General features: G+C 32.5%; 36 protein-coding genes and 4 tRNA genes. 30 read left to right on the top strand and 10 right to left on the bottom strand.

The window, feature by feature from the left end; all coding sequences use genetic code 11:
- Positions 1–125: 125 nt before the first annotated feature.
- The 3 genes from flgE to BGS40_RS08115 all read left to right on the top strand — a co-directional run bounded on the left by flgE (position 126) and on the right by BGS40_RS08115 (position 4,152).
- Positions 126–2,741 (top strand): flagellar hook protein FlgE, encoded by a 2,616-nt coding sequence (gene flgE, locus BGS40_RS08105; RefSeq protein WP_096738603.1) that lies wholly within the window; start codon positions 126–128, stop codon positions 2,739–2,741.
- Positions 2,742–2,986: 245 nt separating this feature from the next.
- Entirely contained in the window at positions 2,987–3,370 is a 384-nt protein-coding gene (gene queF / locus BGS40_RS08110) for a preQ(1) synthase (RefSeq protein ID WP_012006802.1), read from the top strand.
- Between the two features lie 137 nt (positions 3,371–3,507).
- On the top strand, positions 3,508–4,152 hold the full coding sequence (locus tag BGS40_RS08115; protein ID WP_002872302.1) for an outer membrane beta-barrel protein: 645 nt from the start codon (positions 3,508–3,510) through the stop codon (positions 4,150–4,152).
- 35 nt (positions 4,153–4,187) lie between these two features.
- Here BGS40_RS08115 and BGS40_RS08120 read toward each other — a convergent pair whose 3' ends face one another.
- Positions 4,188–4,817, bottom strand: a complete 630-nt coding sequence (locus BGS40_RS08120; protein ID WP_002876996.1) for a hypothetical protein — start codon at positions 4,815–4,817, stop codon at positions 4,188–4,190.
- Between the two features lie 319 nt (positions 4,818–5,136).
- Between BGS40_RS08120 and leuA the strand changes: the two genes are divergently transcribed.
- Genes leuA through leuD form a run of 4 tightly spaced genes read left to right on the top strand, consistent with a single transcriptional unit; the run spans position 5,137 to position 9,748 of the window.
- Complete coding sequence (gene leuA, locus BGS40_RS08125) at positions 5,137–6,672, top strand: 2-isopropylmalate synthase (protein ID WP_002922281.1); 1,536 nt, start codon at positions 5,137–5,139, stop codon at positions 6,670–6,672.
- Positions 6,669–7,745, top strand: coding sequence for a 3-isopropylmalate dehydrogenase (gene leuB / locus BGS40_RS08130; RefSeq protein ID WP_057035594.1), 1,077 nt, complete (start codon positions 6,669–6,671; stop codon positions 7,743–7,745). The genes leuA and leuB overlap by 4 nt, the downstream gene beginning before the upstream one ends.
- Positions 7,732–9,144 (top strand): 3-isopropylmalate dehydratase large subunit, encoded by a 1,413-nt coding sequence (leuC, locus tag BGS40_RS08135; protein WP_096738604.1) that lies wholly within the window; start codon positions 7,732–7,734, stop codon positions 9,142–9,144. Before leuB ends, leuC begins: the two co-directional genes overlap by 14 nt.
- Position 9,145: 1 nt before the next feature.
- Complete coding sequence (gene leuD / locus BGS40_RS08140; RefSeq protein WP_057035592.1) at positions 9,146–9,748, top strand: 3-isopropylmalate dehydratase small subunit; 603 nt, start codon at positions 9,146–9,148, stop codon at positions 9,746–9,748.
- Here leuD and BGS40_RS08145 read toward each other — a convergent pair.
- From BGS40_RS08145 to BGS40_RS08165, 5 genes are all read right to left on the bottom strand, one after another.
- Positions 9,728–10,258: a GNAT family N-acetyltransferase gene (locus BGS40_RS08145; protein WP_002783539.1), complete on the bottom strand. Its 531-nt coding sequence runs from the start codon at positions 10,256–10,258 to the stop codon at positions 9,728–9,730. The genes leuD and BGS40_RS08145 overlap by 21 nt on opposite strands.
- Before the next feature lie 27 nt (positions 10,259–10,285).
- A tRNA-Val gene (locus BGS40_RS08150) sits at positions 10,286–10,361 on the bottom strand.
- A 3-nt stretch (positions 10,362–10,364) separates the two neighbouring features.
- Positions 10,365–10,440, bottom strand: a tRNA-Ala gene (locus tag BGS40_RS08155).
- A 139-nt stretch (positions 10,441–10,579) separates the two neighbouring features.
- Positions 10,580–11,191: a glycosyl transferase family 90 gene (locus tag BGS40_RS09845; protein ID WP_096738605.1), complete on the bottom strand. Its 612-nt coding sequence runs from the start codon at positions 11,189–11,191 to the stop codon at positions 10,580–10,582.
- 457 nt (positions 11,192–11,648) lie between these two features.
- Positions 11,649–11,736: transfer RNA gene (locus BGS40_RS08165), tRNA-Ser, on the bottom strand.
- Between the two features lie 135 nt (positions 11,737–11,871).
- Here BGS40_RS08165 and BGS40_RS08170 point away from each other — a divergent pair.
- Positions 11,872–11,948: transfer RNA gene (locus BGS40_RS08170), tRNA-Met, on the top strand.
- Between the two features lie 13 nt (positions 11,949–11,961).
- Here BGS40_RS08170 and BGS40_RS08175 read toward each other — a convergent pair.
- From BGS40_RS08175 to BGS40_RS08185, 3 genes are read right to left on the bottom strand one after another with little or no spacing between them, the layout of a single operon-like run.
- Positions 11,962–12,060: a hypothetical protein gene (locus BGS40_RS08175; RefSeq protein ID WP_087691698.1), complete on the bottom strand. Its 99-nt coding sequence runs from the start codon at positions 12,058–12,060 to the stop codon at positions 11,962–11,964.
- Complete coding sequence (gene rlmN, locus BGS40_RS08180; protein WP_096738606.1) at positions 12,057–13,127, bottom strand: 23S rRNA (adenine(2503)-C(2))-methyltransferase RlmN; 1,071 nt, start codon at positions 13,125–13,127, stop codon at positions 12,057–12,059. Before rlmN ends, BGS40_RS08175 begins: the two co-directional genes overlap by 4 nt.
- A 23-nt stretch (positions 13,128–13,150) precedes the next feature.
- Positions 13,151–13,687 carry a phosphorylase family protein gene (locus tag BGS40_RS08185; protein ID WP_044261774.1) on the bottom strand — a complete coding sequence of 179 codons (537 nt, stop codon included), beginning with the start codon at positions 13,685–13,687 and terminating at the stop codon, positions 13,151–13,153.
- A gap of 81 nt (positions 13,688–13,768) precedes the next feature.
- Between BGS40_RS08185 and rsmA the strand changes: the two genes are divergently transcribed.
- From rsmA to BGS40_RS08200, 3 genes are read left to right on the top strand one after another with little or no spacing between them, the layout of a single operon-like run.
- Complete coding sequence (gene rsmA / locus BGS40_RS08190) at positions 13,769–14,569, top strand: 16S rRNA (adenine(1518)-N(6)/adenine(1519)-N(6))-dimethyltransferase RsmA (RefSeq protein WP_096738607.1); 801 nt, start codon at positions 13,769–13,771, stop codon at positions 14,567–14,569.
- Positions 14,538–16,532, top strand: coding sequence for a ribonuclease J (locus BGS40_RS08195; protein WP_002860132.1), 1,995 nt, complete (start codon positions 14,538–14,540; stop codon positions 16,530–16,532). Before rsmA ends, BGS40_RS08195 begins: the two co-directional genes overlap by 32 nt.
- Positions 16,533–16,565: 33 nt before the next feature.
- Positions 16,566–17,327, top strand: coding sequence for a pseudouridine synthase (locus tag BGS40_RS08200; RefSeq protein ID WP_096738608.1), 762 nt, complete (start codon positions 16,566–16,568; stop codon positions 17,325–17,327).
- A 93-nt stretch (positions 17,328–17,420) separates the two neighbouring features.
- Here the strand turns inward: BGS40_RS08200 and BGS40_RS08205 are convergent, their stop codons facing one another.
- Positions 17,421–17,999 carry a hypothetical protein gene (locus BGS40_RS08205; RefSeq protein WP_096738609.1) on the bottom strand — a complete coding sequence of 193 codons (579 nt, stop codon included), beginning with the start codon at positions 17,997–17,999 and terminating at the stop codon, positions 17,421–17,423.
- 444 nt (positions 18,000–18,443) lie between these two features.
- Between BGS40_RS08205 and rpsJ the strand changes: the two genes are divergently transcribed.
- The 19 genes from rpsJ (at position 18,444) to rpsE (ending at position 26,546) form a co-directional block, all read left to right on the top strand.
- Positions 18,444–18,755 (top strand): 30S ribosomal protein S10, encoded by a 312-nt coding sequence (rpsJ, locus tag BGS40_RS08210; protein ID WP_002779353.1) that lies wholly within the window; start codon positions 18,444–18,446, stop codon positions 18,753–18,755.
- Positions 18,756–18,764: 9 nt separating this feature from the next.
- Positions 18,765–19,340: a 50S ribosomal protein L3 gene (rplC, locus tag BGS40_RS08215; protein ID WP_002779987.1), complete on the top strand. Its 576-nt coding sequence runs from the start codon at positions 18,765–18,767 to the stop codon at positions 19,338–19,340.
- Positions 19,337–19,951 carry a 50S ribosomal protein L4 gene (gene rplD, locus BGS40_RS08220; protein WP_002783544.1) on the top strand — a complete coding sequence of 205 codons (615 nt, stop codon included), beginning with the start codon at positions 19,337–19,339 and terminating at the stop codon, positions 19,949–19,951. The genes rplC and rplD overlap by 4 nt, the downstream gene beginning before the upstream one ends.
- A 2-nt stretch (positions 19,952–19,953) precedes the next feature.
- Positions 19,954–20,235: a 50S ribosomal protein L23 gene (locus BGS40_RS08225; protein WP_052802682.1), complete on the top strand. Its 282-nt coding sequence runs from the start codon at positions 19,954–19,956 to the stop codon at positions 20,233–20,235.
- Between the two features lies 1 nt (position 20,236).
- Positions 20,237–21,067 (top strand): 50S ribosomal protein L2, encoded by an 831-nt coding sequence (gene rplB / locus BGS40_RS08230; RefSeq protein WP_002860131.1) that lies wholly within the window; start codon positions 20,237–20,239, stop codon positions 21,065–21,067.
- Position 21,068: 1 nt separating this feature from the next.
- The gene (gene rpsS / locus BGS40_RS08235; protein WP_002851509.1) at positions 21,069–21,350 is read left to right on the top strand and encodes a 30S ribosomal protein S19; all 282 of its coding nucleotides are present in this window, start codon (positions 21,069–21,071) and stop codon (positions 21,348–21,350) included.
- A gap of 10 nt (positions 21,351–21,360) precedes the next feature.
- Positions 21,361–21,804 (top strand): 50S ribosomal protein L22, encoded by a 444-nt coding sequence (rplV, locus tag BGS40_RS08240; protein WP_052794019.1) that lies wholly within the window; start codon positions 21,361–21,363, stop codon positions 21,802–21,804.
- Positions 21,804–22,505 carry a 30S ribosomal protein S3 gene (gene rpsC, locus BGS40_RS08245; RefSeq protein ID WP_038813760.1) on the top strand — a complete coding sequence of 234 codons (702 nt, stop codon included), beginning with the start codon at positions 21,804–21,806 and terminating at the stop codon, positions 22,503–22,505. Before rplV ends, rpsC begins: the two co-directional genes overlap by 1 nt.
- Before the next feature lie 2 nt (positions 22,506–22,507).
- The gene (gene rplP, locus BGS40_RS08250; RefSeq protein WP_002779441.1) at positions 22,508–22,933 is read left to right on the top strand and encodes a 50S ribosomal protein L16; all 426 of its coding nucleotides are present in this window, start codon (positions 22,508–22,510) and stop codon (positions 22,931–22,933) included.
- A complete protein-coding gene (gene rpmC / locus BGS40_RS08255) occupies positions 22,920–23,105 on the top strand; it encodes a 50S ribosomal protein L29 (RefSeq protein WP_002851566.1) in 186 nt (61 codons plus the stop codon). Before rplP ends, rpmC begins: the two co-directional genes overlap by 14 nt.
- A 9-nt stretch (positions 23,106–23,114) precedes the next feature.
- Positions 23,115–23,366, top strand: coding sequence for a 30S ribosomal protein S17 (rpsQ, locus tag BGS40_RS08260; protein ID WP_002851549.1), 252 nt, complete (start codon positions 23,115–23,117; stop codon positions 23,364–23,366).
- Positions 23,366–23,734: a 50S ribosomal protein L14 gene (gene rplN / locus BGS40_RS08265; protein ID WP_002779438.1), complete on the top strand. Its 369-nt coding sequence runs from the start codon at positions 23,366–23,368 to the stop codon at positions 23,732–23,734. Before rpsQ ends, rplN begins: the two co-directional genes overlap by 1 nt.
- A complete protein-coding gene (gene rplX, locus BGS40_RS08270; RefSeq protein WP_002779437.1) occupies positions 23,734–23,967 on the top strand; it encodes a 50S ribosomal protein L24 in 234 nt (77 codons plus the stop codon). Before rplN ends, rplX begins: the two co-directional genes overlap by 1 nt.
- 3 nt (positions 23,968–23,970) lie before the next feature.
- Positions 23,971–24,516, top strand: coding sequence for a 50S ribosomal protein L5 (gene rplE / locus BGS40_RS08275; RefSeq protein ID WP_087695623.1), 546 nt, complete (start codon positions 23,971–23,973; stop codon positions 24,514–24,516).
- A 1-nt stretch (position 24,517) separates the two neighbouring features.
- Positions 24,518–24,703: a type Z 30S ribosomal protein S14 gene (locus BGS40_RS08280; protein WP_002779433.1), complete on the top strand. Its 186-nt coding sequence runs from the start codon at positions 24,518–24,520 to the stop codon at positions 24,701–24,703.
- A 9-nt stretch (positions 24,704–24,712) separates the two neighbouring features.
- Positions 24,713–25,108 (top strand): 30S ribosomal protein S8, encoded by a 396-nt coding sequence (gene rpsH, locus BGS40_RS08285; RefSeq protein WP_002851353.1) that lies wholly within the window; start codon positions 24,713–24,715, stop codon positions 25,106–25,108.
- A gap of 78 nt (positions 25,109–25,186) precedes the next feature.
- Positions 25,187–25,723, top strand: coding sequence for a 50S ribosomal protein L6 (rplF, locus tag BGS40_RS08290; RefSeq protein ID WP_002851302.1), 537 nt, complete (start codon positions 25,187–25,189; stop codon positions 25,721–25,723).
- Positions 25,724–25,732: 9 nt separating this feature from the next.
- Positions 25,733–26,089: a 50S ribosomal protein L18 gene (gene rplR, locus BGS40_RS08295; protein WP_052801219.1), complete on the top strand. Its 357-nt coding sequence runs from the start codon at positions 25,733–25,735 to the stop codon at positions 26,087–26,089.
- Positions 26,090–26,102: 13 nt separating this feature from the next.
- Positions 26,103–26,546, top strand: a complete 444-nt coding sequence (rpsE, locus tag BGS40_RS08300) for a 30S ribosomal protein S5 (protein ID WP_002779428.1) — start codon at positions 26,103–26,105, stop codon at positions 26,544–26,546.
- Positions 26,547–26,550: the final 4 nt, after the last annotated feature.

Below are 26,550 nucleotides of genomic sequence, written 5' to 3' on the forward strand. Positions count from 1 at the left end.
TTAAAAATTCATAAAAAATTTCAAAAGTTGGAACAGAACTTGCTTGTAAACTTCACATAAACGCAAAAGTTTTTTAAAGCCAAAGCGTTAAATTTTTTAAAGCAATATTTTATAAAGGATTTAAGATGATGAGATCACTTTGGTCTGGCGTAAGCGGACTACAAGCACATCAAGTTGCGATGGATGTTGAAGGTAATAACATTTCAAATGTTAATACCACTGGTTTTAAATACTCTCGTGCAGATTTTGGAACTATGTTTAGCCAAACTGTGAAAATCGCTACAGCTCCAACTGATGGAAGAGGCGGATCTAATCCACTTCAAATCGGTCTTGGCGTTTCAGTAAGTTCTACAACTAGAATTCATTCTCAAGGTTCAGTTCAAACCACAGATAAAAACACTGACGTTGCTATAAATGGTGATGGTTTTTTTATGGTGAGTGATGATGGTGGTCTTACAAACTATCTTACAAGGAGCGGGGATTTTAAACTCGATGCTTATGGAAATTTTGTTAATAATGCAGGTTTTGTTGTCCAAGGGTGGAATATCAACTGGGATGATCAAACTATAGATAGTTCAAGAACTCCACAAAATATTTTTATCGATCCCGGTATGCATATCCCTGCAGCAAAATCTACTGAAGTTGCTATCAAAGCGAATTTAAATAGCGGTTTAAATATAGGAACTTCAAGTAGAAATCTTTATGCACTTGATTCTGTTCATGGATGGAATACTAAAACCCAAAGAGCAGAAGATGAAAATGATACAGGAACCACTCAGTTTTATACGACTTCTAAGAATTCTGTAGAAGTGACTGAAAAGGGTGTAGATGCTGGAGCTTTATTTAATGCTAATGGCACAGGATTAAATCTTAGAGATGGACAAGGGATTTGGGTATCTTATGCAGATGCAACATATTCTACCAATAAAGTAGGAGTAAATGCTTTTGATCCAAATTTACAGCAAAATCAAACTGCGGCTTTTTGGGGAACAGCTAATCAAAAAGTGAATTTAGATATAACTTTAAATGGGGTTAGAATTCAAAATGCTGATATTCAAAGTATTGATGATGCTATTGCTTATATCAATACCTTTACTGCACCAACGGATACAAGGGATGGAACAGGTGTAAAAGCGGTTAAAAATAAGGATGGTAGTGGAATTGATTTTGTCAATGATAATGCCGATGGTACTACAGATAATATGAAAAATATCAATCTTGTGGTTGCCAATACCAATACAGCAGGTGAGCTTTGGAATGCTATATGGGATGTAAATACAAATAGCTTTAGTTTCAACAATACTGGTAATAATGGTGGTAATCAAGGTCCAACTATAAATAATAATGGTTCTTCTTTGTGGACAGCTACAAATATTACATTTGCACCACAACCTCCTCAACCAGCTACGAATGTCCAACTTACTGGTGGATTAAATGCACAAATAATAACAGCACATAAATATATTTATAGTTCAAACCCTGTGGATATAGGTCCTATGTATAATCCTGATGGTGGACCACAGTTCGTAGATAATGATAATAACCCAACAACAAGACCAACTGATCCAGGTTCAGCAGCTTATTGGGATGCTGTTAATGGTGGACTTTTAAATACTAATGTAAGAACTTTTAGAACCACAGAAGATTTAAGAGAGCTTTTGCAAAGAGATGCTAGATATGGGGTTGATTATGATGGAAGTGGAACTTTTGCTTTAGCAGATATCAATCAAAGTGTGAAAGTAGTGGTAACAGCAGATGGGCATTTTGCTATTTCCAATGCTAATGAAAATTCCACTATACCAGCTAATGCTTTTAATACAGGTCAAATACAACCAGGAACACCACAAACTACAAATCCAAAAAATATGAGTTTTAATATAACAGCTTATAGTAACAAACAAGGAACTGTAAGTACTAATGATGCTTTCACTGCTATTTTTAAAGCTTTCGATGGTCCTTTGGTTATAGGAAATCAGATCAAAGAAAGTGAGCAACTTAAGCTTTCTGCTTTTTCAGCAGGACTTGAAATTTACGACTCCTTAGGTTCAAAACACACTTTAGAAGTGCAGTTTGTTAAGCAAAGTACCACTCAAGATGGGGGTAATGAATGGCAAATGATCATCCGTGTACCTGAACCTGCTGAGATCAACACTACAGGCGAAGGTCCTACAAATATCATCGTAGGAACAGCAAGATTTAACAATGACGGCTCTTTAGCTAGTTATACACCAAGAACGATAAATTTTTCACCAAATAACGGTGCCGCACCAAATCAACAAATCAAACTTTCCTTTGGAACAAGTGGAAGTAATGACGGTCTTGTAAGCTCAAATTCCGCTTCAACTCTAACAGGACAAGCAACTGATGGTTATACTTCAGGTAACTTAAAACCTGATGCTATCCGTGTGGATGACAAAGGTAATATCTTAGGTGAATTTACTAATGGCAAAACCTTTGCTGTAGCAAAAATAGCAATGGCTTCAGTGGCAAATAACTCAGGTCTTGAGGAAATTGGTGGAAATCTTTTTAAAGTCACTGCAAATAGTGGTAATATCGTAGTAGGTGAAGCAGGAACAGGAGGTCGTGGTGAGATGAAAACCTCAGCTCTTGAAATGTCAAATGTGGATTTAAGTCGTTCTTTAACAGAGCTTATTATCATTCAAAGAGGTTATCAAGCAAACTCAAAAACCATTTCAACGAGTGATCAAATGCTTCAAACTCTAATCCAGCTTAAACAATAATTTAAGCTTAGTATTCTATAAAATATTGTTTTTTGCTCCCTTAAAGGGAGCAGCCTTGCTTTACAAGCCTATCTTGGTAGTCTTGTAATACTAGGCTTAGGCTTGAACTGCCTTCAATTTATTGCTAACTCACTCTTGCTAGGGGGTGAGTTGCAATAAAATTGCATTTTCTTATCTGTATCATAATCGTTTTAAAAACTTATTTTGTTATAATTTTTGCTCGAATTTAAATTTTAAGGAAATTTATGCGTTATGGTGAAAAGGAAATCAAAGAATTTGATGTAGAAAATATGGAAATTTGGCCAAATGATGCCAAAAATGACTATATCATTAAAATCACTTTACCTGAATTTATGTGTTGTTGTCCGCGTTCGGGTTATCCTGACTTTGCGACGATTTATCTTGAGTATATGCCTGATAAATTTGTGGTTGAGCTTAAGGCGATAAAACTTTATATCAATACTTTTATGTATAGAAATGTTTCACATGAAGCAAGTATCAATGAAATTTATAATACTTTAAAAGATAAATTAAAACCAAAATGGATTAAAGTTGTGGGGGATTTTAACCCGCGTGGAAATGTACATACGGTGATAGAATGTTGTAGCGATATGGTAGTGCCAAAATAATATTTGAGTAAAATATTAACATATTTTTATGCAAAGATTAAGTATTTTATCAAAAATTCTTATTTAATCTTTGAAGAATATATAATATAAAAAGATCTAAATTTTTTAGATCGAATTTTATTATAAGGAGTTAGGTTATGAATAAAAAATTATTAAGCATTATCGCAAGCACTACTTTGTTTTCAAATTTGGCTTTAGCAGATGAGAATTCTGGTTTTTTTATAGGTACTGATGCAGCTTGGATGCATGCTCAAGTAAAAAGTGAGTTAAAACATAAGAATACAAAGCGAAATTTTAATGGAGATATTTCAGGTAATATACCATCGTTTGGTCTAAAACTTGGATATCGTTTAAATGAAAATCATAGAATTTATGCTGGTTATAATTATTCTGATGAATTTAGTGATTTTATCAAAACTCCTAAAATTCAAATCGAAGGTGATTTTACTACACATAAATTTTTCACAGGTTATGATTTTACTCCTAAGCTTTTTGAAAAAACCAGAGCTGTTTTAGGTGTGTATGGAGGATATGCAAGAACAGATCTTACCTTAAAAACAAGCTTTTTATCTTTGTCGCAAAATTTTGACGGTTATTTTTATGGAGCGAAAATAGGTGCTTTATATGATTTAACACCACATAATGAAATAGAATTAGGCTTTAAAGCAGAGCAAATTCATTATAATTCTAGAAATTTTTATCAAAATAAAGTGGGTTCAAACTTTTACGATCCTAAACAAACAAATTATGGTGTATATTTAGGATATAATTATAAATTTTAATCTAATGCAAGTTTTTATAACTTGCATTAATGAAATCAACCTCCACCGATAAAGTATTTTTCAACATCATCAAGTAGTTTTTCACAAATTTGAGATTCTGTATTTTTTTCTACTACAAGATTGATATAAGTTTTAGTATCTCTGAAACTTCCTGCTGATTTTGAATTTTCACGAGTGAGTTTTTGATTCTCTTTGGTATATTCTATAGTGATGTTAAATTTTAGAGCAGCACTTGCTTCACCTAAATTCGTTTTTACTACCACATTCATTTTAGAAGCTTTAGCAAGTGTAGCTTGGGTTTTGTTTATGATCTCTTTAAAGCGTTGGCAAGAGCGTATAAGTGTAGCGATAAATTTGTTATCAAGTCCTTCATAAGCTACTTTGAGTTTATTTTTGATATCTTTTGTGCTTTCTTTTTCAGGGGCAACAAAAACCATATAAAAACCATTTTTTATAGTCACATTGTCTGTTTTTACATCACGTCCACTTGACATAACTTTAACATAAATGGCATTATCAAGATAAACACGATCTACCATAGGCCCATAAATTTCGTATTCTTTTTTTCGGACTATGACTTCACGAGCTAGGACATTTAATTTCACATTGGCTTCGTGGATAACAGGTTCCATTTCTTTTTTAATCTCTAAGAGTTCTTTTAACATCAACTTCCTTTTTGTTACTTAAAATTACAATTATATCAATAATTTTCTTAATTTAAGAATTTTACAAACACATTTACTAAAAATATGATACATTAAGTATTAATTTTAACAAAGGAGGAAAAGATGAAACAAATTTTTGAAATTTCAAATTCAGTCCAACAAAAAAGTAAAGACAATACTTTTAATCTGCTACTGCAACTCTCACTCTAAAACTCAATTTTATTTTTAATCATTTTTTACATTTTTAATTTTTTATCATTGTTGTTAAGTTTTTGAATTTTTAATTCATTCAGTCTGTTTGGTTTTAAAGGATTAAATCATGAAAGATAATAAAATCATAATCTTTGATACCACTTTGCGTGATGGAGAACAAGCTTTAGGCAGTTCTTTGAGTATCAATCAAAAATTACAAATCGCTTTAGCGCTTGAAAATTTAGGCGTAGATGTTATAGAAGCAGGTTTTCCGGTATCTTCACAAGGGGATTTTAAAGCGGTGCAAAAGATCGCTTCTAAGGTTAAAAACTCAACTATTTGTGCACTTTCTAGAGCATTGGATAAAGATATAGATATGGCTTATGAAGCTTTAAAAGTGGCAAAGCATTTTAGAATTCATACTTTTATAGCCACTTCGACTTTGCATATGCAAGATAAATTAAAAAAAGATTTTGATGAAATTTTGTCTATGGCAAAAAGAGCGATTATAAGAGCAAGATCTTATACTGATGATGTAGAATTCTCATGCGAAGATGCAGGAAGAACTCCGATAGATAATCTTTGTTTTATGGTGGAAAATGCGATAAAAGCAGGCGCTAAAACTATAAATATCCCAGATACCGTAGGCTATACCTTACCAAGTGAATTTGCTAATATCATCAAAATTTTATTTAACAAAGTGCCAAATATAGACAAAGCTATCATTTCTGTGCATTGTCACAATGACTTAGGTATGGCAACGGGCAATAGTTTAAGTGCTATTTTACAAGGTGCAAGACAGATAGAGTGCACTATAAATGGACTTGGCGAAAGGGCGGGTAATTGTGCTTTAGAGGAAGTGGTTATGGCGATAAAAACTAGGAAAGATTATTTAAAAGGTTTTTATACTGATATTAAATGTGAAAATATCTTTAAAACTTCAAAATTAGTTTCAGCTATCACTAATGAAAGTATACCTTCGCATAAAGCTATAGTGGGTAGCAATGCGTTTTCTCATAGTTCAGGCATTCATCAAGATGGAGTGCTTAAAAATAGGCAAACTTACGAGATCATAAGCCCTAGTGCCATAGGAATTCATGAAAATCGTATGTTAATGACGGCAAGAAGTGGAAGGGCTATGATAAAAACTTGCCTTGAAAATTTAGGCTATGATGAAAATACTTATAATTTAGATGATGTTTATGAGCGTTTTTTACGCCTTGCGGATAAAAAGGGTCAAGTGTATGATTATGATTTGGAAGCTTTGATGTTTTTAAGCTATGAAAATGAAGAAGAAAATAAATTTATACTTGAAAAATTAAGCGTGATTAGTGGCAATATCCCAACTGCTTGTGTTTGTATGCGTATTAAAGAAGAGTTAAAAACTGAAGCTTGCACAGGAAATGGTCCTGTTGAAGCAGTTTTTAACTGCATTGCTAGGATAACGAATTTAAAGCCTGCGCTAAAAGCTTATAGCATCAATGCAAAAAGTTCAGGGGTAGATGCTCAAGGACAAGTGGATGTGGATTTGGAATTTAAAGGGAGAAAATTCCATGGAAAAGGAATTTCAACAGATGTTATAGAAGCTTCAGCACAAGCTTTTGTGAGTGCTTACAATGCGATTTATCGCTCTTTAAAAGTAGAAGAAAGGAAAATGGCATGAAAACTTATAAAGTAGCTGTCTTAGCAGGAGATGGTATAGGGCCTTTGGTAATGAAAGAGGCTTTAAAAATTTTAACTTTTATCGCGCAAAAATACAATTTTAGTTTTGAATTTAATGAAGCTAAAATAGGCGGTGCAAGTATAGATGCTTATGGAGTGGCTTTAAGTGATGAAACTTTAAAGCTTTGTGAGCAAAGTGATGCGATTTTATTTGGCTCTGTTGGAGGGCCTAAGTGGGATAATTTGCCCATAGATCAAAGACCTGAAAGAGCCTCGCTTTTGCCTTTAAGAAAGCATTTTAATTTGTTTGCAAATTTGCGTCCTTGTAAAATTTATGAAAGTTTAACTTATGCTTCACCTTTAAAAAATGAGATTATCCAAAAAGGAGTGGATATTTTATGTGTTAGAGAGCTTACAGGTGGGATTTATTTTGGTAAGCAAGATTTAGGTAAAGAAAGTGCGTATGATACTGAAATTTACACTAAAAAAGAGATAGAAAGGATAGCTCATATCGCTTTTGAAAGTGCAAGAATAAGAAAGAAAAAAGTGCATTTAATCGACAAGGCGAATGTTTTAGCAAGTTCTATTTTGTGGCGAGAAGTGGTGGCAAATGTTGCAAAAGATTATCAAGATATAAACTTAGAGTACATGTATGTGGATAATGCTGCGATGCAGATTGTAAAAAATCCTAGCATTTTTGATGTTATGCTTTGTTCAAATCTTTTTGGTGATATTTTGAGTGATGAGTTAGCTGCCATTAATGGATCTTTGGGTTTGTTAAGTTCAGCAAGTTTAAACGATAAAGGTTTTGGACTTTATGAGCCAGCAGGTGGAAGTGCGCCTGATATAGCTCATTTAAATATAGCTAATCCTATAGCTCAAATTTTAAGTGCGGCTTTGATGTTAAAGTATAGTTTCAAAGAAGAACAAGCCGCACAGGATATAGAAAATGCTATATCTTTGGCATTGGCGCAAGGAAAAATGACCAAGGATTTAAATACTAAGTCGTATTTAAATACCGATGAAATGGGGGATTGTATTTTAGAAATTTTAAAGGAGAATAATAATGGCTAAAACTTTATATGAGAAAGTCTTTGATGCTCATGTGGTTTATGAAGGCAAAAACGAACTTCCTATACTTTATATCGATAGACATTTAATCCATGAAGTAACAAGCCCTCAAGCATTTTCAGGGATTAAAATGGCTAAGCGTAGAATGGCAAGAGCGGATTTAACTTTGGCTACCATAGATCATGATGTTTCAACTAAAAGTGTGGATTTAAATGCTTGTTCTGATATGGCAAAAGAGCAAATTACAACTTTGATGCAAAATACTAAGGAATTTGGAGTAAGGCTTTTAGGACTTGAAGATAAAAATCAAGGCATAGTTCATATAGTAGGTCCTGAGCTTGGCTTTACTTTACCTGGGGTTACTTTAGTTTGTGGGGATTCTCATACGGCAACACATGGGGCTTTTGGAGCTTTAGCCTTTGGTATAGGCACGAGTGAAGTAGAGCATGTCATGGCAACGCAAACTTTAAAACAAGCCAAACTTAAAACCATGAAAATCGAATGTAAAGGGCAGTTTCAAAAAGGCGTTTATGCTAAGGATTTGATTTTGTATTTGATTGCACAATATGGCACAGCAAAAGGCACAGGCTATGCTATAGAATTTTGCGGAGAACTTATAAGAAATTTAAGCATGGAAGCTAGAATGACTCTTTGTAATATGGCTATAGAATTTGGAGCGAAAGTAGGTATGATAGCTCCTGATGAGATCACTTTTGAGTATATTAAGGGAAAGGAATTTGCACCTAAAGGAGAAGAATTTCAAAAGTATTGTGAGTATTGGAAGAGTTTAAGAAGTGATGAAGGAGCAAAATATGATGAGAGTATTACTCTAGATGTAAGCAAGATAAAACCACAAATTAGCTATGGAACAAATCCTTCGCAAGTGATTGGCATAGATGAAAAAATTCCAAAAATAAGTGATTTTAAAAATCAAAGTGAGCAAAAATCTTTGCTTGATGCTTTATCTTATGTAAATTTAGAGCAAGATCAAGTTATAGAAGGGGTAAAAATCGACATTGTATTTATAGGATCTTGCACAAATGGGCGTTTAGAAGATCTTAAAATAGCCGCTGATATCTTAAAAGGGCGCAAAATTCATAAAAATGTTAAAGCTTTAATCGTGCCTGGTTCAATGCAAGTAAGAAAAGAAGCTGAAAATTTAGGACTTGATAAGATTTTTATCGAGGCAGGGTGTGAGTGGAGATATGCAGGGTGTTCTATGTGTCTTGGTATGAATGATGACAAAGCAAATTCAGGTCAAAGAGTTGCTTCAACTTCAAATCGTAACTTTGTAGGCAGACAAGGTAAAGGTTCTATCACTCATTTGATGAGTCCTGCAAGTGCAGCAGCTTGTGCCATAGAAGGTGTTATTTGTGATAATAGAAAGTATTTAGGAGTTTAATATGCAAAAATTTATTATACACAAAGGTATAGCTTGTCCTTTAGAATATGCCAATATAGACACAGATCAAATTATACCTAAGCAATTTTTACTTGCAGTGTCTAAGCAAGGTTTTGGCAAGCATTTGTTCCATGATTTGCGTTATTTAGATGATAAAGAAAGTGTTTTAAATATGGATTTTAATCTCAATAAAAAAGAATATCAAAATAGCTCTATTTTGGTGAGTTTTGAAAATTTTGGTAGTGGCTCTTCAAGAGAGCATGCGCCTTGGGCTTTGGTTGATTATGGTATTAGAGCTATTATTGCACCTTCTTTTGCGGATATTTTTAAAAACAATGCCTTAGGAAATGGTTTGCTTACCGTAGAACTTGCTAAAGATAAGGTTTTGGAAATAGTTGATGAGTTAAAAAAATCCCAAGATAAAAATATAGAAATTTCTTTGTTGGAAAAAAGAGTATTTTTTAAAGATAAGATTTTTTCTTTTGATTTAGATGATTTTCACAGAATTTGTCTTTTGGAAGGACTTGATAATATAGCTTTAACTTTAAAACATGAAGCACAAATCAAAGCCTATGAAAAAAACTCAAAAAGCTTTTTGGTTTAGAATTTTTTCATAAGCTAAAAAAGGATCTTGGTAATTAGGTATGTCAAAGTTTCCACAAAAATTAAAATCAAGCTTTTTAAAAAGCGAATTCATAGGAAAATTTTTACTATGAGTATCTGCTCTTAAACTTGCCTTGTGATTTTCCAAGGCAAAATTTTCGCAAAAATTTAAAAGTTTTTGTGCCACGCCTTTGCCTTTTGCATTTTGTTTGACAGCTAAACGGTGTAGATAAAAGGCTTTATCATCATAATTTTTGTTAAAAATAACTTGTTTGTAAAATTCAGGTTCAAATTTTTCATTGATACAGATAAAGCCTAAAATTTCATCATTTTCTTTAAACACATAAAGTTCTTGTGCTTGTATATCTTCTTGAAAAACTATTTCATTGGGATAATTCTCATCCCATTGGTGAAAATTCATAGTTTTCATAGCATTTAAAGCATCTTTTGTGATTTCAAGTATAGAATTTAAATCTTTATTGACGGCTTTTTGTATGATAGTGTTTTGCATGATAATCCTTTGTATAAGGAAGGGTGATGGTGGCTCCGATTGGACTTGAACCAACGGCCACTACCATGTCAAGGTAGTGCTCTACCAGCTGAGCTACGGAACCATATGGTGGAGCATAGCGGGTTCGAACCGCTGACCCCAACGCTGCCAGCGTTGTGCTCTCCCAGCTGAGCTAATGCCCCTTTATAAGTCTGAGATTTTATCGCAATATTACTTGTTTTTGGCTGAAAACTAAAATCAAATTTTTAATTTATGATGTAATATATGTATAAAAAGATTTATTTTTTATGAAAAATTAGAGAATTAATGAGAGTAATTTTACTATTTGATTAATTCTAAAATATCTCTTTTTTTGTTAAGTTCAAGTTGTCTAGAATAATAAAAATATTTGGTCAAAACCAAAATTCCTATATGGAATTCTTTTTTCTTATTTAAAAATTTCTTAATATATTGATGAGCATTATTAATAATTTCCAATGCATCTTTTGGGCGACTTTTAAAATATTCAATTACTGCTGACAAATTCTCATTATCAATCAAAGCAAAGTGATAATTTGGTTTTAAAGTTCCTTCCATAAACCAAGTTTCGCAAGTTATTTTTGGAGCTAAAACTAAAGAATTAGAATTCATAGCCCATTTTAAGTTGCTTGCTACATCGTTACCCTCTAAAGAAATTATAAATTTATATTTCATTTGTTCTTTTTTGTTTAAAAAGTTTTTTTTCCATTGGCTAGGTTGTTTTGAAGTATCTCCTATATCGCAAAAAGTTCTACCAAAATAAGAATCAAAAAATTCTTTTCGATGATTTTGATATACTGCTCCTCTAAATATTGCTATATCCTTTTTATTTTCATAGTTTATGTTATCTTTTAAAAAGCAAAAGTGCCTATTTTTATCAAGTTTTAATAAAATATTATTTATATTATTTTCCAAAGATCTCGATTTGCAAATAGTTGCTTCTTTAAAAGTATGTCTTACATCGCCAAATTCTTTATTCCATAAAAATTCATCTTTGAAGTATTTACTGACTTCATAAGCATCAAAAGCATAAGAGGTGCTTTTAAAAGGAAATTTTCCTATTTTTTCCTTTGCTGTAGGTATAAAAAATTCATTTATTTGATTATAATATTTAACTCGAGTTTGTATTTCTTCTAAGTCTTTAATATTGTATTTTAAAATATCATTAAAAATTTTATCTAAATTTATTTGAAAAAATATCTTGGTATAAAAGATATTCCTATTCCTCTTAAATTCATCAAAAGTCTTGATTGTAGCATTATAAAAAACCTAATAAATAAAATTTTTAATATTTTATCAAAAATTTAAGAATTTATAAACAATAAAATAACTTTTGACAAAACAACAGTATTTTAAATATTAAAAATAAGAATGGCAGACAGGAAGGGATTTGAACCCTCGAAAGCTTGCACTTTACACGCGTTCCAGGCGTGCTCCTTCAACCGCTCGGACACCTGTCTATGAAATAAAGCGTTTATTATATCTATAAAAGCTTTAAAAATAAAGAAATTTTTTAAATATTGAAAATAAAATTATTTTTTTTAAAAATCAGAAAATTTTTAGTAAAAAGTAGTATAATTATATTTTTATTTTTAGTCAGGGTAGCTCAGCTGGTTAGAGCGCTGGTCTCATAAGCCGGAGGTCGGGAGTTCAAGTCTCCCCCTTGACACCATTAAGTGTAATAATTATTTTTTTTCTTTTGTTACTACAAAAACAATTCCACTAAAACCTATAATTACAACAGCTGTTATAAAAATGATTTCAAAAATATCTAGCATTGTCATTGTTCTTTTGCCCTTTCTTTAAGCTGTCCACAAGCAGCTGAGATATCAAGCCCTTTACTTTCTCTTATAGTACAAGTTACACCTTTATTGCTGAGTAAATCTTGAAATTTAATCGCGTTTTCTAAACTAGGGCGTTTATATAAACCTCCTTCATGTGGATTAAAGAGTATTAAATTCACTTTGGCTTTAATACCATTTAAAAGCTTGACTAATTCTTTAGCGTGTTCAAGCTTATCATTGATACCATCAATTAAAAGATATTCAAACATCACTCTTTTTCTTTGATCTATAGGAAATTCACGCACCGCATCCATAATCGCAGCGATATTATAAGCTTTATTAATAGGCATAAGTTCGGTTCGAAGCTCATCATTAACCGCATGTAATGATATAGCAAGTAAAACACCTAAATTCATTTGACCTAATTCTTTGATTTGTTTTGCCAAACCGCTAGTACTGATGGTTTGACGGCGAGGACTTATGGCAAGCCCATCATTTTGTGCTAAAATTTTTACCGCTTTAGAAACATTTTTAAGATTATCTAAAGGCTCGCCCATACCCATATATACTATATTTACACGGCGTTCATAAGGGATATTATTTTGTTTTTTGATCCATAAAATTTGTCCGACTATCTCCCCTGCACTTAAATTTCTTTTCAAACCACCCTTGGCAGTAAGACAAAAACTACATCCACTTTTACAACCCACTTGAGAAGAAACACAGATAGTGTATCTTGCATGAGAAATTCTTTTGCCTTCTGCGTCTATTTTTTCTTCTTTCATAGGCAAAAGCACACTTTCTACCCTTAAACCATCAACGAGTTCAAAAAGATATTTTATACTTCCATCTTTACTTTGCTCATTTTTAACACATTTTACAGGAGAGAAATGAAAATTTTGCGCAAGTTCTAAACGTAGATATTTTGGTAAACTTGACATATCGGAAAAATTATTGGCGTATTTTTGATAAATCCATTGATAAATTTGTTTCACGCGAAACATCGGTTTGATTTTTTCTCCTAATTCTTCAGGTAAAAAATCTAAAATATTAACAAGCTCTTTCAAAATTATTTTCCTTTTTTGAATTTTTAAATATAATGATATTTTTTTAAGTATTCTTCTAATTTTTCTTTTGCCTTTTGATGATTTTTTATAAAATCTTCGTGAGCGTTTTCATTGCAAAAATTTGTTGCACACAAAATACACTCTGCATCAATATTTAAATTTTTAGCTACGCTCAAAACAGAAAAGGCTTCCATATTTTCTGCAAAAAAACCTAATTTTGAAAATTCTTTTGCTGCTTTTGAATTTTGACAAATATAATTTGAAGAATTGATCTTGATTGTTTCACGAGAAACATTTTCTTTTTCTAAGCAAATTTGATATTTTGCAGGAGTATAAAAAGCATGTGAAATTTTAGAAAATTCTACATTAAAAGCATGTGAACTTCTATAAATTTTTAAAATTTCTCCCTTATCATAAAGCCCACAAGTTCCTATAAATATAAGTTTTGATGGTTTTTCTTTGAAGCAAAGTTGACTCAAATGAAAAGCTGATTCAACCAAACCTATACCTATAACTTTTGCAAAAGAAAAATTTTCATTTCCACCCGCACAAACAATCATTTTGATCCTTATGAAATTTTACAAAAAAATAATTCTACCTAAAAAGACTTAATTAAGAATTTTTAGATAAAATTATTTCTTATGGTTAAAGCAAAAAAACAATACGGACAAAATTTTTTAATCGATAAAAGCGTATTAGCAAAAATCATCCAAGCCATACCCAAAGAGATGAACAATATCATTGAGATTGGGCCTGGCTTAGGTGATTTAACGCAAGAACTTTTAAAAATTTCTCAAGTAAAAGCTTATGAAATCGATAATGATCTCATACCTATTTTAAAAAAGAAATTTCAAAAAGAACTTGAATGTGGAAAATTTAACTTGATCCATCAAGACGCAAGCGAAGCTTTTAATCCTAGTCTTGATGAAAAACCATATTTTTTGGTTGCAAATTTGCCTTATTATGTTGCAAGTCACATTATATTAAAAGCTTTAGAAGATAAAAATTGTCTAGGGATTATTGTAATGGTACAAAGGGAAATGGCTGAAAAATTCTGCGCTAAAGAAGGAAATAGTGAGTTTTCTTCCTTAGGTGTTTTAAGTGCAATGATTTGCGAAAGAAAAATACTTTTTGATGTTGATCCACAATGTTTTAATCCTCCACCAAAAGTTATGTCAGCGGTGATGAGTTTGATTAAAACTAAGGATTTTGATGAACTTTGCGAAATAGAAAATTTCAAAAATTTTCTAAAAGATTGTTTTAAAGCTCCTAGAAAACAACTCTTAGGAAATTTAAAAACATATAAAGCAAAAGTTTTAGAAGTTTTAAGCACTCTTGGCTTAAAAGAAAACATCAGACCGCATGAAATTTGCGTTGATTTATACCTTAAAATTTATGACAAATTAAAGGATGAATATGGACGAAAACAAAGAGATAAATAAAAACGAACAAAATCCGAACTCAAATTCAAAAAACAATAAACGCTATAAATATAAAAATCGTAGAAAAAAATTAGCTGATTCTTTGCAAAATGAAAATGATACTCCAAAAATTGATCAAAATTCCAACAAGGAAAATTCTGAAAACTCAGAAAATAAAACTGAGAAAAAAAAGAAGAAAAATCGCAATCTTCCTTCAAAACTCACAGGTAATGAAGATTGGCAAATCGCTCTTGCAGAATGTATAGAAGCTAACCGTGTTTCACATGAAAACCGCTTACACCCTTTAAAATATAATAATTCTAGCGAGCATAAAATCCGCATTACTCCTTTAGGAGGTTTAGGAGAAATTGGTGGAAATATCAGTGTTTTTGAAACCAATAAAGATGCAATTATAGTAGATATAGGTATGAGTTTTCCTGATGGAACTATGCATGGGGTAGATATTATCATCCCTGATTTTGACTATGTAAGAAAAATTAAAGATAAAATTCGTGGTATAGTGATCACTCATGCACACGAAGATCATATCGGTGCAGTGCCTTATTTCTTTAAAGAATTCCAATTTCCTATCTACGCTACACCTTTGGCTTTAGGAATGATTTCAAACAAATTTGAAGAACATGGCTTAAAAGCAGAACGCAAATGGTTTCGCCCTGTAGAAAAACGCCGTGTTTATGAGATAGGCGAATTTGATATAGAGTGGATCCACATCACGCATTCTATCATTGATGCTTCAGCACTTGCGATCAAAACAAAAGCAGGAACGATTATCCACACAGGTGATTTTAAAATTGATCAAACTCCAATCGATGGCTATCCAACAGACTTAGGACGTTTGGCACATTATGGAGAAGAAGGGGTTTTATGTCTTTTAAGCGATAGTACAAATTCGTACAAAGAAGGTTATACAAAAAGTGAAAGCTCCGTAGGGCCAACTTTTGATCAAATCTTTGCACGTACCAAAGGCAGGGTGATCATGAGTACTTTTAGTTCTAATATCCACCGCGTTTATCAAGCTATCACTTATGGTTTAAAATACGGTAGAAAAGTTTGTGTGATCGGTCGTTCTATGGAAAGAAATCTTTATACCACTATGGAATTAGGCTACATCAAACTTGATAGAAAAATTTTCATCGATGCTGATGAAGTAAGCAAATATAAAGACAATGAAGTGCTTATCGTAACTACAGGAAGTCAAGGCGAAACCATGAGTGCACTTTATAGAATGGCAACTGATGAGCATAAATTTATAAAAATCAAACCTACAGATCAAGTGATTATTTCAGCTAAAGCCATACCAGGAAATGAAGCAAGTGTTTCTGCGGTGCTTGACTATCTTTTAAAAGCAGGAGCTAAAGTAGCGTATCAAGAATTTAGTGAAATTCATGTAAGCGGACACGCTAGTATAGAAGAGCAAAAGCTTATGCTAACCCTTACTAAGCCTAAATTTTTCCTACCAGTTCATGGAGAATACAATCACATCACCAAACACAAAGAAACAGCGATGAAGTGCGGTATCCCTGAAAGAAATATTTATCTTATGAGTGATGGCGATCAAGTAGAACTTTGCCAAAAATATGTCAAACGCATAAAAACCGTAAAAACAGGTAAAGTTTTTGTAGATAATCAAATCAACAAACAAATCGCCGATGATGTAGTTATAGATCGCCAAAAACTTGCAGATAGTGGCATAGTGGTTATTATCGCACAAATTGACAAAGCCACAAAAACACTGATCAATAAACCAAGAGTATTTAGTTATGGGTTAGTAGCTGACAAACACGATCATGCTTTTAGCAAAGATATGGCTGAAGTTTTAGGACAATTTTTCATCAATGTTAAAGATGAAGTACTCAATGATCCAAGATTTTTAGAAAATCAAATCCGCCAAGTTTTAAGAAAACATATCTTTAGAAAGATTAAAAAATACCCAACCATAGTTCCAACTATTTTTGTAATGTAAAAAAGGCAAAAACGCCCTTTTAAGGAAGATCAAATGAGAATTAATAAATTTATATCCCATAACACTCGTTATTCACGCCGTGAAGCTGATGAACTTATCAAACAAGACTTAGTAAAAATAAACAATAAAATTGCCCTTTTAAGCGATGAAGTTAAATTTGATGATAAAGTCTTTGTTAAGGGCAAAAGAGTGCAAAAAAGAACGCAATTTAGCGTGATAATCTACCATAAACAAAAAGGTGAAATTGTCAGTAAAAAAGATGATCGTGGAAGAAAAACTATATACGATACCTTGCCAAGACAATTTAGTACTTGGCTTAGCGTAGGTAGGCTGGATTATGCAAGCGAGGGCTTGCTTTTGCTTACAGATTCTCCTGTGATTGCTGATGCTTTAATGCATAGTGATTTAGAAAGAGAATATTATCTTAAAGTTAAAGGCGTAATAAATAAACAAACCATTGAAGCAATGCAAAATGGCCTAGAAATTCAAAATGAAAAAAAAGGAGCTCACTCAAAAACTAAAATTACCTCTATGAGTTTTGCTCCTTTTATAGACTTTGAAATTTTTGGCTCAAGTGGTGGCTATACGAAGCTAAAAGTAATCATTAATGAAGGTAAAAATAGAGAGCTAAGACGTTTTTTTGGGCATTTTGATTTAGAAGTGATGGATCTTAAAAGAGTGGCATTTGGAGCTTTAGATCTTGGCATGTTAAAGGCTGGAAAACATCGCTATTTAGAAAATGGAGAATATGAAAAACTAAGAGATTTTTTGAAAATGAATAATATATATTATTAATTTTTTATAGGTTATTTTAATTTGAAGGGAGATTAAAGTAAAAGACTTTAAATTATTTTAAAATTTTTGTAATTTATGTGAAGATGGACAAATTTAACTTAAATTATTTTTTACATAAAATAAAAATCTTTTTCTATTTTCTCTGCAAATTTGACTTTTACAATGTAATTCTTTTTTATATTTTTTCAAAATTTCAAAAGTACTTGAGATAAAAATGCCACAACCACATTCTTTGACATACTTAAAAACATTTTCAAATTCTTTTTGTGAAATATTGTTTAAATTTGCATTGAATTCTAAATCTTTGCTTACGATATTAAGTTGTGAGTTGAATTTAGCTCCTTGTATTTTTCCTTCATAATTTAAAGAATATTTTTGTAAAGCAAGTTTAATAAAATTATTATTTTTTTGATGTTTGTTAAGAGTGCTTTTTAAAATGTTGCCAATTTGAATATCTTTTGCATAGACATTTATTTTTCCAAAATCTTCTTTGAAATCACTATAAATAATTCTAAGATTTTCAGTATAAGCAAGAATAAAAATTTCGTCGCCTACAAAAAAATTTTTAATATCGCAAACTATCTTTTTGTCTTTAATGTTACATTGATAATCTGCAGCACCTACTCTAGCACCACGTATTCCATAAAATTGCAAAATATCATAAATAGGCATAAATAGGCATAAAAATAAGTTCTTTATCTCTACTATAAGGATCTTTAAGAGAATTTAATCCTTTATTGATGCAGGTTAGTGAATTTTCAAGGTTTACGCCAAAGGCAAAAGTGCAAAACGTTAAAATGTAAAAGATGAATTTTATGCTTTTTCCTTAAGTAAATATAAAAAAATTATTTTACAAAACATTTTGACGTTATGTTTTGATAATTTAATTTTTTTTGGATAATTATATATTTTATTCCTTAAAATAAATATAATTCATTGATTGTTAAAATTTTCACCAAAAAATAAAATATTTCAATTTCGTCCTTTTAAAAAGGAAAATAATATAAAATTTTCATTGAATTTCTTGACTTTAAAAACAAGATTTTATATACTCTCATTTCAATTTTTATAAATTGGTTAGTTTTTAACTAACGAGTTCTTTTTAAAGGAAATATTATGGAAAGAATTAGGCTTAAGCTAAAAGCTTATGACCATCGAGTACTAGACAGAACAGTTGCAGCAATCGTAGAAGCTGTTAAAAGAACAGGTGCGGATATTAGAGGTCCGATACCAATGCCTACCAAAATCAAACGCTATACAGTTTTAAAATCTCCACACATTAACAAAGATTCTCGTGAGCAGTTTGAAATAAGAATTCACGCGCGTATGCTAGATATAGTAGCAGCGACTCCAGATACAGTTGATTCTTTAACTAAGCTTGATTTAGCGCCAGAAGTAAGCGTTGAAGTAAGAGCTATGGGTAAGTAAGGATAAGATATGGAATATATTGTAGAAAAAATTGGAATGAGCAGAACAATTACTAATCCAAGTATCGCTGTAACTTTACTAAGAGTTGTAAATGCAAAAGTATGTGAAGTTGAAGGCGGAAAGGCTTTAGTAGCATATCCAAAAGGTAAAGCAAGTAATAAATGTGTCGCAGGACAACAAAAAAAATACAATCTTTCTGCAGAATACAATAGATTTGCGACTTTAGAAGTAGCAAATACTGAAGCAGGAGATTTAGATGAAACTCCATTAAATGAAGCAAAAATTTTAAAAGTAAGCTTTAACACTAAAGGTAGAGGTTATAGCGGTGTTATGAAGAGACATAACTTTGCAGGGGGTCCAGCAAGTCACGGTTCTAGATTTCACAGACGCCATGGATCTATTGGTAATAGAGAATGGCCAGGTCGTGTTCAACCAGGTATGAAAATGGCAGGACACTATGGAAATACTAAAGTGACCGTTAAAAACGAAGTTGTATCTTATGATGCTGAAAATAAAATTTTAGTAGTTAAAGGTGCAGTACCAGGTTATAATGGTGCTATGGGTAAAATAAGGATTGCAAAATGAGTAAAGTAGTTGTTTTAAATGATAAATTAGAAAAAGCAGGTGAACTTGATTTACCTTCAAAATATGCGGAAGTAAATCCACACAATCTTTACTTGTATGTAAAATCTTACCTTGCAAGTTTAAGAGCAAATACAGCTCATACTAAAGGTAGAAGTGATGTAAGTGGTGGTGGTAAAAAACCTTGGAGACAAAAAGGTCGTGGCGGTGCTAGAGCGGGTTCAACAAGAACTAACGTTTGGGTAGGCGGTGCGGTTGCTTTTGGTCCAACAAATGAAAGAAACTACTTCCAAAAAGTAAATAAAAAACAAAAAAGATTGGCGCTTGAAAGAGCTTTAGCAGATAAAGCAGCTAAAGGTGTGTTATTTACTGCTGATTCTTTGGCTATTGAAAGTGGTAAAACAAAAGATGCAAACGCTGTGATTAAAAAACTTGGCGTCAAAGATGCTTTAATCGTTAAAGATTTACTAGATGAAAAAACACTTTTAGCTTACAGAAATTTAGCAAATTGCTATGTAGTTGATGTAACTGAAGTAAATGCTTATTTAGTATCTGTATTTAATGCTGTTATTATGGAAAAATCAGCGTTAGAATCTATTACAAAAGAGGGATAATTATGGCAGATATTACTGATATAAAGACTATACTTTACACAGAAAAAAGTTTGAATTTGCAAGAGCAAGGTGTCGTAGTTATTCAAACTTCGCCAAAAATGACTAAAACAGGCTTAAAAGCGGTTTTAAAAGAGTATTTTGGTGTAACTCCAAAAAGCATCAATTCCTTAAGAATGGATGGAAAAATTAAGCGTTTTAGAGGTCGTTTAGGTCAAAGAAACGATTACAAAAAATTCTATGTTAAGCTACCCGAAGGTGTTAGCTTAGAAAATACGGAGGCTTAAGATGGCAATTAAAACTTATAAACCATATACTCCAAGTAGAAGATATATCACAGGTTTAAGTTCTGAAGATATTACAGCTAAACCAAGTGTACGCTCACTACTTGTTAAACTTCCAGCACACGCGGGTCGTAACAGCTATGGAAGAATTACAAGTCGTCATAAAGAAGCGGGTGCTAAAAAACTTTACAGAATTATTGATTTTAAACGTCGTAAATTCGGTATAGAAGGCAAAGTAGAAGCAATCGAGTATGATCCATATAGAAATTGTAGAATTGCTTTGATTGCTTATAAAGATGGGGAAAAAAGATATATTCTTCAACCACGTGGATTAAGCGTTGGTGATATAGTTTCAGCTGCTGAAAGCGGACTTGATATTAAACCAGGCAATGCAATGAAACTTAAAAACATTCCTGTGGGTACTATTGTTCATAATGTTGAGTTAAAACCAGGTAAAGGCGGTCAAATGATCCGTTCTGCAGGTGCTTATGCACAACTTATGGGTAAAGAAGAAAAATATGTTATTTTAAGACTTGCAAGTGGCGAAATGAGACAAGTTTTAGCTGAATGTATGGCAAGTATCGGCGAAGTTGGAAATGAAGAATGGGCTAATGTAACTATCGGTAAAGCAGGTAGAAATCGCCATAGAGGTATCCGCCCACAAACTCGTGGCTCTGCAATGAACCCAGTAGATCACCCGCACGGTGGGGGTGAAGGTAAGAAAAATTCAGGCCGTCATCCAGTAACTCCGTGGGGTAAACCAACCAAAGGTGCGAAAACTCGTCGTAAAAAGGCTAGCGATAAGCTAATAATTTCAAGAAGAAAAGGAAAGTAAGATGGCTAGATCACTAAAAAAAGGTCCTTTTGTTGATGATCATGTAATGAAAAAAGTCATCGCTGCTAAAAAGGCTAATGATAATAAACCAATTAAAACTTGGTCAAGAAGAAGCACAATTACTCCTGATATGATAGGACTTACATTTAATGTTCATAATGGTAAAAGCTTCATTCCGGTTTATATTACTGAAAATCACATCGGTTATAAACTTGGTGAATTTGCTCCAACACGCACATTTAAAGGGCATAAAGGCTCTGTGCAAAAGAAAATTGGTAAGTAAGGGATAAGATATGAGTAAAGCATTAATTAAATTCATAAGATTATCTCCAACTAAAGCAAGATTGATTGCTAGAGAAGTTCAGGGGATGAATGCAGAATTAGCTATGGCTAGTTTAAAATTTATGCCAAATAAAGGTGCAAAATACATTGCAAACGCAATTTCAAGCGCAGTAGCAAATGGTGGCTTTGAAGCAAACGAAGTGATTGTAAAAAGTTGTCGTGTTGACGCAGCTGCAGTATTAAAAAGATTTAGACCAAGAGCTAGAGGAAGTGCAAGTCGTATTAGAAAACCAACTTCACATATTTTAGTAGAAGTGGCAAAAGCGGAAGTGAAATCTGAAGAGAAAAAAACAGTAGCTAAAAAAGCTCCAGTAGCTAAAAAAACTACTACAACAAAAGCTCCAGCTAAAAAAACAACAAGCACTAAAAAAGCAACAGCGAAAAAGGAAAGCTAATGGGACAAAAAGTTAATCCAATTGGTCTAAGACTAGGAATCAATAGAAACTGGGAATCAAGATGGTTTCCAACTAAAGCAAATTTAGTAGAAAATATCGGTGAAGATTACAAAATCAGAGCTTTCTTAAAAAGAAAACTTTATTACGCAGGAATTAGCCAAATTTTAGTAGAAAGAACCGCTAAAAAACTTCGCGTTACTGTAATTGCTGCAAGACCAGGTATCATCATCGGTAAAAAAGGTAGTGATGTTGATAATTTAAGAAAAGAATTGCAAGATTTAATCGGTAAAGATGTAAATATCAATATCAAAGAAGAAAGAAAAGCAGGAGCTTCAGCTCAACTTGCTGCTGAAAGTGTTGCAACTCAACTTGAAAAAAGAATTGCTTTTAGAAGAGCAATGAAAAAAGTAATCCAAGGTGCGCAAAAAGCAGGTGCTAAAGGAATTAAAGTTTCAGTTTCCGGTCGTTTAGGCGGTGCTGAAATGGCAAGAACAGAATGGTATCTTGAAGGACGCGTTCCACTTCATACTTTAAGAGCAAAAATCGATTATGGTTTTGCAGAAGCTAGAACTACTTATGGAAACATAGGAGTTAAAGTATGGATCTTTAAAGGTGAAGTATTGCACAAAGGTATGCAACCTGAAAAAACTGAAGAAAGTGCTCCAGCTAAAAAGCCAAGACGCACAAGAAGGGGTAAATAATCATGTTAATGCCAAAAAGAACTAAATATCGCAAAATGATGAAAGGGCGTAACAGAGGTTATGCTAATCGTGGAACAGAATTTACTTTTGGTGAATTTGCATTAAAAGCAACTGAAGCAGGACGCATTAACTCACGCCAAATCGAAGCAGCGCGTATCGCTTTAACTCGTTTTGTTAAAAGACAAGGAAAAACTTGGATTAGAGTTTTTCCAGATAAGCCTTTGACAAAAAAACCTTTAGAAACTCGTATGGGTAAAGGTAAAGGTGCTGTTGAGGAATGGGTAATGAATATCAAGCCAGGTCGTATCATTTATGAAATGGCAGGAGTAAGCGAAGAAATGGCAAGAGAAGCATTGACTTTAGCTATGCATAAACTTCCATTTAAAACTAAGTTTGTTACAAGAGAGAGCCAAAATGAAATATACTGAGATTAAAGATAAAACAGCAGCTGAGCTTGCAACAATGCTAAAAGAAAAAAAGGTGCTTTTATTCACTTTAAAACAAAAGCTAAAAACAATGCAACTTACTAATCCAAAAGAGATTAGCCAAGTAAAAAAAGACATTGCTAGAATAAATACAGCAATTAACGCTTTAAGATAAGGATAGAAAATGGCATTTAAAAGAGAAATTCAAGGCGTTGTTGTTAAAATCGCTGGTGAAAAAACCGCAAGTGTTTTGGTTGAAAGAAAAGTGGTTCATCCAAGATATAGAAAAATTGTTAAACGCTTTAAAAAATATCTAATTCATGATGAGAGAAATGAAGTTAAAGTGGGTGATACTGTTGTTGCAGTAGAATGCAGACCACTTTCAAAAAGAAAATCATTTCGCTTAAAATCTGTATTAGCTACAGGAGTTGAGTAATGATTCAAAGTTTTACAAGACTTGCAGTTGCTGATAATAGCGGTGCAAAAGAATTAATGTGTATCAAGGTTTTAGGGGGTAGCAAAAGAAGATACGCTACCGTAGGTGATGTAATCGTTGCATCTGTTAAAAAAGCTTTACCAAATGGAAAAGTTAAAAAAGGTCAAGTGGTAAAAGCGGTTATCGTTAGAACTAAAAAAGAAATTCATAGAGATAATGGTTCTTTGATTCGTTTTGATGAAAATGCTGCGGTTATTCTTGATAACAAAAGAGAGCCTATCGGAACTCGTATCTTTGGGCCAGTGGGCAGAGAAGTTAGATATGGTGGCTTTATGAAAATCGTTTCACTAGCACCGGAGGTATTATAATGGCGGTTAAATTAAAAATCAAAAAAGGTGATAGCGTTAAGGTTATCACAGGCGATGATAAAGGTAAAACAGGTAAAGTTTTAGCGGTATATCCAAAAACACTTAAAGTGGTAGTTGAAGGATGTAAAATCGCTAAAAAAGCTATTAAGCCGAGTGAGAAAAACCCAAATGGTGGTTTTATCAATAAAGAAATGCCAATGGATATTTCCAATGTGGCAAAAGTTCAGGAGTAAGCAATGATGAGATTAAAAGAAAAATATAATCAAAGCATTAAACCTGCATTGGTTAAAGAATTTGATATTAAAAATTCTATGCTTATCCCTGTGATCGAAAAAGTAGTTATTAGCGTAGGTGCTGGTGAGTTGGCTAAAGATCAAAAAGTATTGCAAAATGTTGCAGATACTATTTCTTTAATTGCAGGACAAAAGGCTGTGATTACTAAAGCTAAAAAATCAGTTGCAGGATTTAAAGTTCGCGAAGGTTTTCCTGTAGGTGTAATGGTAACTTTAAGAAAAGAAAATATGTATGCTTTTCTTGATAAATTAATTTCTATTGCTTTGCCAAGGGTGAAAGACTTTAGAGGTTTAAGTAGAGATGGTTTTGATGGACGCGGAAACTATAACTTCGGTCTTGATGAGCAGTTGATGTTCCCAGAAGTGGAGTATGATAAAATTTTAAGAACTCATGGTATGAACATTTCTATAGTTACAACAGCACAAAATGACAAACAGGCACAAAAGTTATTAGAACTTATCGGTGTGCCATTTACAAAAGGAAAGTAAGATGGCTAAAAAATCAATGATTGCAAAAGCGGCACGCAAGCCTAAATTTAAGGTTAGAGGTTATACAAGATGCCAAATTTGTGGGCGTCCGCATTCGGTTTATAGAGATTTTGGAATTTGCAGAGTTTGCTTAAGAAAAATGGGCAATGAAGGTTTGATTCCAGGTCTTAAGAAAGCAAGTTGGTAAGGATAAAATATGATAAATGATATTATTTCAGATTCACTCACTCGTATCAGAAATGCAGGAATGAGAAAGCTTGAAACAACCAAGCTTTTACATTCTAAAGTTGTAGAAGCTTTAGTTGGAATTTTTCAAGCTAAGGGCTATATTGAGAGTTTTAATGTTATTGAAGAAGATAAAAAGAAATTTATCAATGTAGTTTTAAAATACGATGAAAAAGGTAAGAGTGTTATCAATGAGCTTAAAAGAATTTCTAAGCCTGGTCGTCGTGTTTATAAAGGTAAAGATGAAATCAAGCGTTTTAAAAATGGTTATGGTACTATCGTAGTTAGCACAAGTCATGGCGTTTTAGCTAATGATGAAGCTTATAAAGCAGGTGTTGGCGGCGAAATTTTATGTACCATTTGGTAAAAAATCTGCTTTTTATGGCATTGGGTATCCATTCTTTTAAAAAAGTAGAAATATCCTAGACAAGTAAAAAGGAAAAATATGTCTCGTATAGGTAAACAACCGATTGCTATTCCAGCAGGAGTAGAAGTAAAATTAGAAGGAAATTTGCTTAAATTTAAAAAAGGAAATTTGGCAAAAGAACTTGATACTAAAGCAAATGTAAATGTTGAGATTAAAGATAATAATATTCTTTTTTCTCCAAAAGGTGAAGACAGACAAAGTAGAGCTTATTGGGGAACTTATAGAGCTTTAGCTTACAATATCGTTGTAGGTTTAACTCAAGGTTTTTCAAAAACTCTTGAAATCAACGGAGTTGGTTATAAAGCAGCCTTAAAAGGTAAAGTTTTAGAACTAAGTCTTGGTTTTTCTCATCCTATTAATTATGATATTCCAGAAGGAATTGAAATTGTAGTGGATAAAAATACTATTGCGGTTAAAGGAAGTGATAAACAAGTTGTAGGTCAAGTTGCTGCTCAAATTCGTGAATTTAGACCACCAGAGCCATATAAAGGAAAAGGCGTTAAGTATTCTGATGAACGCATTATCCGCAAAGCTGGTAAGACATCTAAGAAGTAAGGGTAGAATATGAGAGCAAATGTATTAAAAAGAAAACTAACTTTAAGAATCAAAAGAAAAAAGAGAATTAGAGCGAAAATTTCAGGTTGTGAAAATTTTCCAAGAATTTCTGTATTTAAATCAAACAGAACTCTATATATCCAAGCGATTGATGATATAAAAGCTGTAACTTTAGCAGCAGTTGATGGACGCAAACTTGGCGTTAAAGCAAATAAAGAAGGTGCTAAAAAAATCGCTGCTGAATTTGCTAAAACTTTAAAAGCTAAAAAGATAGAACAAGCTGTTTTTGATAGAAATGGTTATGTATATCATGGTGTTATTGCAGTTTTAGCTGAATCTTTAAGAGAAAATGGCATTAGGCTATAAGGGGTATAAATCGATGGAAAAATATAATAGAGAAGAATTTGAAGAAGTAATCGTCGATATCGGCAGAGTTACTAAGGTTGTTAAAGGTGGTAGAAGATTTAGATTTACTGCTTTAGTTATCGTTGGAAACCGCAAAGGTTTAGTAGGTGTTGGTTATGGTAAGGCTAAGGAAGTTCCAGATGCTATCCGTAAAGCTGTTGATGATGCGTTTAAAAATATTGTTGAAGTTAAAACTAAAGGCTCAACTATCGCTCACGATGTAGAGGTGAAATACAACGCAAGTAGAATTTTACTTAAACCAGCTAGCGAAGGTACGGGAGTTATCGCAGGTGGTTCTACACGCCCTATCGTGGAACTTGCAGGTATTAAAGACATCTTAACCAAGTCTTTGGGTTCAAATAATTCAGCTAATGTGGTTCGTGCTACAATCAAAGCTTTAACAATGTTAAAAGGATAAGAAG

The organism is Campylobacter sp. 107 (assembly GCF_002383835.1).
In the GTDB taxonomy this organism is placed as follows: Bacteria; Campylobacterota; Campylobacteria; order Campylobacterales; family Campylobacteraceae; genus Campylobacter_D; species Campylobacter_D jejuni.

Excerpts from the sequence above, each read along its gene's own strand:
- rpsQ (WP_002851549.1), top strand. The coding sequence starts at position 23,115 with ATGGCATTTAAAAGAGAAATTCAAGGCGTTGTTGTTAAAATCGCTGGT.
- rplF (WP_002851302.1), top strand. The coding sequence starts at position 25,187 with ATGTCTCGTATAGGTAAACAACCGATTGCTATTCCAGCAGGAGTAGAA.
- BGS40_RS08225 (WP_052802682.1), top strand. The coding sequence starts at position 19,954 with ATGGCAGATATTACTGATATAAAGACTATACTTTACACAGAAAAAAGT.
- BGS40_RS08175 (WP_087691698.1), bottom strand. The coding sequence starts at position 12,060 with ATGACAATGCTAGATATTTTTGAAATCATTTTTATAACAGCTGTTGTA.
- rplR (WP_052801219.1), top strand. The coding sequence starts at position 25,733 with ATGAGAGCAAATGTATTAAAAAGAAAACTAACTTTAAGAATCAAAAGA.
- rsmA (WP_096738607.1), top strand. The coding sequence starts at position 13,769 with ATGGTTAAAGCAAAAAAACAATACGGACAAAATTTTTTAATCGATAAA.
- rplP (WP_002779441.1), top strand. The coding sequence starts at position 22,508 with ATGTTAATGCCAAAAAGAACTAAATATCGCAAAATGATGAAAGGGCGT.
- leuB (WP_057035594.1), top strand. The coding sequence starts at position 6,669 with ATGAAAACTTATAAAGTAGCTGTCTTAGCAGGAGATGGTATAGGGCCT.
- rplV (WP_052794019.1), top strand. The coding sequence starts at position 21,361 with ATGAGTAAAGCATTAATTAAATTCATAAGATTATCTCCAACTAAAGCA.
- BGS40_RS08205 (WP_096738609.1), bottom strand. The coding sequence starts at position 17,999 with ATGCCTATTTATGATATTTTGCAATTTTATGGAATACGTGGTGCTAGA.
- leuA (WP_002922281.1), top strand. The coding sequence starts at position 5,137 with ATGAAAGATAATAAAATCATAATCTTTGATACCACTTTGCGTGATGGA.
- rpsS (WP_002851509.1), top strand. The coding sequence starts at position 21,069 with ATGGCTAGATCACTAAAAAAAGGTCCTTTTGTTGATGATCATGTAATG.
- rpmC (WP_002851566.1), top strand. The coding sequence starts at position 22,920 with ATGAAATATACTGAGATTAAAGATAAAACAGCAGCTGAGCTTGCAACA.
- BGS40_RS08115 (WP_002872302.1), top strand. The coding sequence starts at position 3,508 with ATGAATAAAAAATTATTAAGCATTATCGCAAGCACTACTTTGTTTTCA.
- rplN (WP_002779438.1), top strand. The coding sequence starts at position 23,366 with ATGATTCAAAGTTTTACAAGACTTGCAGTTGCTGATAATAGCGGTGCA.
- rplC (WP_002779987.1), top strand. The coding sequence starts at position 18,765 with ATGGAATATATTGTAGAAAAAATTGGAATGAGCAGAACAATTACTAAT.
- queF (WP_012006802.1), top strand. The coding sequence starts at position 2,987 with ATGCGTTATGGTGAAAAGGAAATCAAAGAATTTGATGTAGAAAATATG.
- rpsH (WP_002851353.1), top strand. The coding sequence starts at position 24,713 with ATGATAAATGATATTATTTCAGATTCACTCACTCGTATCAGAAATGCA.
- rplD (WP_002783544.1), top strand. The coding sequence starts at position 19,337 with ATGAGTAAAGTAGTTGTTTTAAATGATAAATTAGAAAAAGCAGGTGAA.
- flgE (WP_096738603.1), top strand. The coding sequence starts at position 126 with ATGATGAGATCACTTTGGTCTGGCGTAAGCGGACTACAAGCACATCAA.
- rpsJ (WP_002779353.1), top strand. The coding sequence starts at position 18,444 with ATGGAAAGAATTAGGCTTAAGCTAAAAGCTTATGACCATCGAGTACTA.
- BGS40_RS08200 (WP_096738608.1), top strand. The coding sequence starts at position 16,566 with ATGAGAATTAATAAATTTATATCCCATAACACTCGTTATTCACGCCGT.
- rplX (WP_002779437.1), top strand. The coding sequence starts at position 23,734 with ATGGCGGTTAAATTAAAAATCAAAAAAGGTGATAGCGTTAAGGTTATC.
- rplE (WP_087695623.1), top strand. The coding sequence starts at position 23,971 with ATGATGAGATTAAAAGAAAAATATAATCAAAGCATTAAACCTGCATTG.
- BGS40_RS08185 (WP_044261774.1), bottom strand. The coding sequence starts at position 13,687 with ATGATTGTTTGTGCGGGTGGAAATGAAAATTTTTCTTTTGCAAAAGTT.
- BGS40_RS08280 (WP_002779433.1), top strand. The coding sequence starts at position 24,518 with ATGGCTAAAAAATCAATGATTGCAAAAGCGGCACGCAAGCCTAAATTT.
- BGS40_RS08120 (WP_002876996.1), bottom strand. The coding sequence starts at position 4,817 with ATGTTAAAAGAACTCTTAGAGATTAAAAAAGAAATGGAACCTGTTATC.
- BGS40_RS08195 (WP_002860132.1), top strand. The coding sequence starts at position 14,538 with ATGAATATGGACGAAAACAAAGAGATAAATAAAAACGAACAAAATCCG.
- rplB (WP_002860131.1), top strand. The coding sequence starts at position 20,237 with ATGGCAATTAAAACTTATAAACCATATACTCCAAGTAGAAGATATATC.
- rpsE (WP_002779428.1), top strand. The coding sequence starts at position 26,103 with ATGGAAAAATATAATAGAGAAGAATTTGAAGAAGTAATCGTCGATATC.
- rpsC (WP_038813760.1), top strand. The coding sequence starts at position 21,804 with ATGGGACAAAAAGTTAATCCAATTGGTCTAAGACTAGGAATCAATAGA.
- leuD (WP_057035592.1), top strand. The coding sequence starts at position 9,146 with ATGCAAAAATTTATTATACACAAAGGTATAGCTTGTCCTTTAGAATAT.
- BGS40_RS08145 (WP_002783539.1), bottom strand. The coding sequence starts at position 10,258 with ATGCAAAACACTATCATACAAAAAGCCGTCAATAAAGATTTAAATTCT.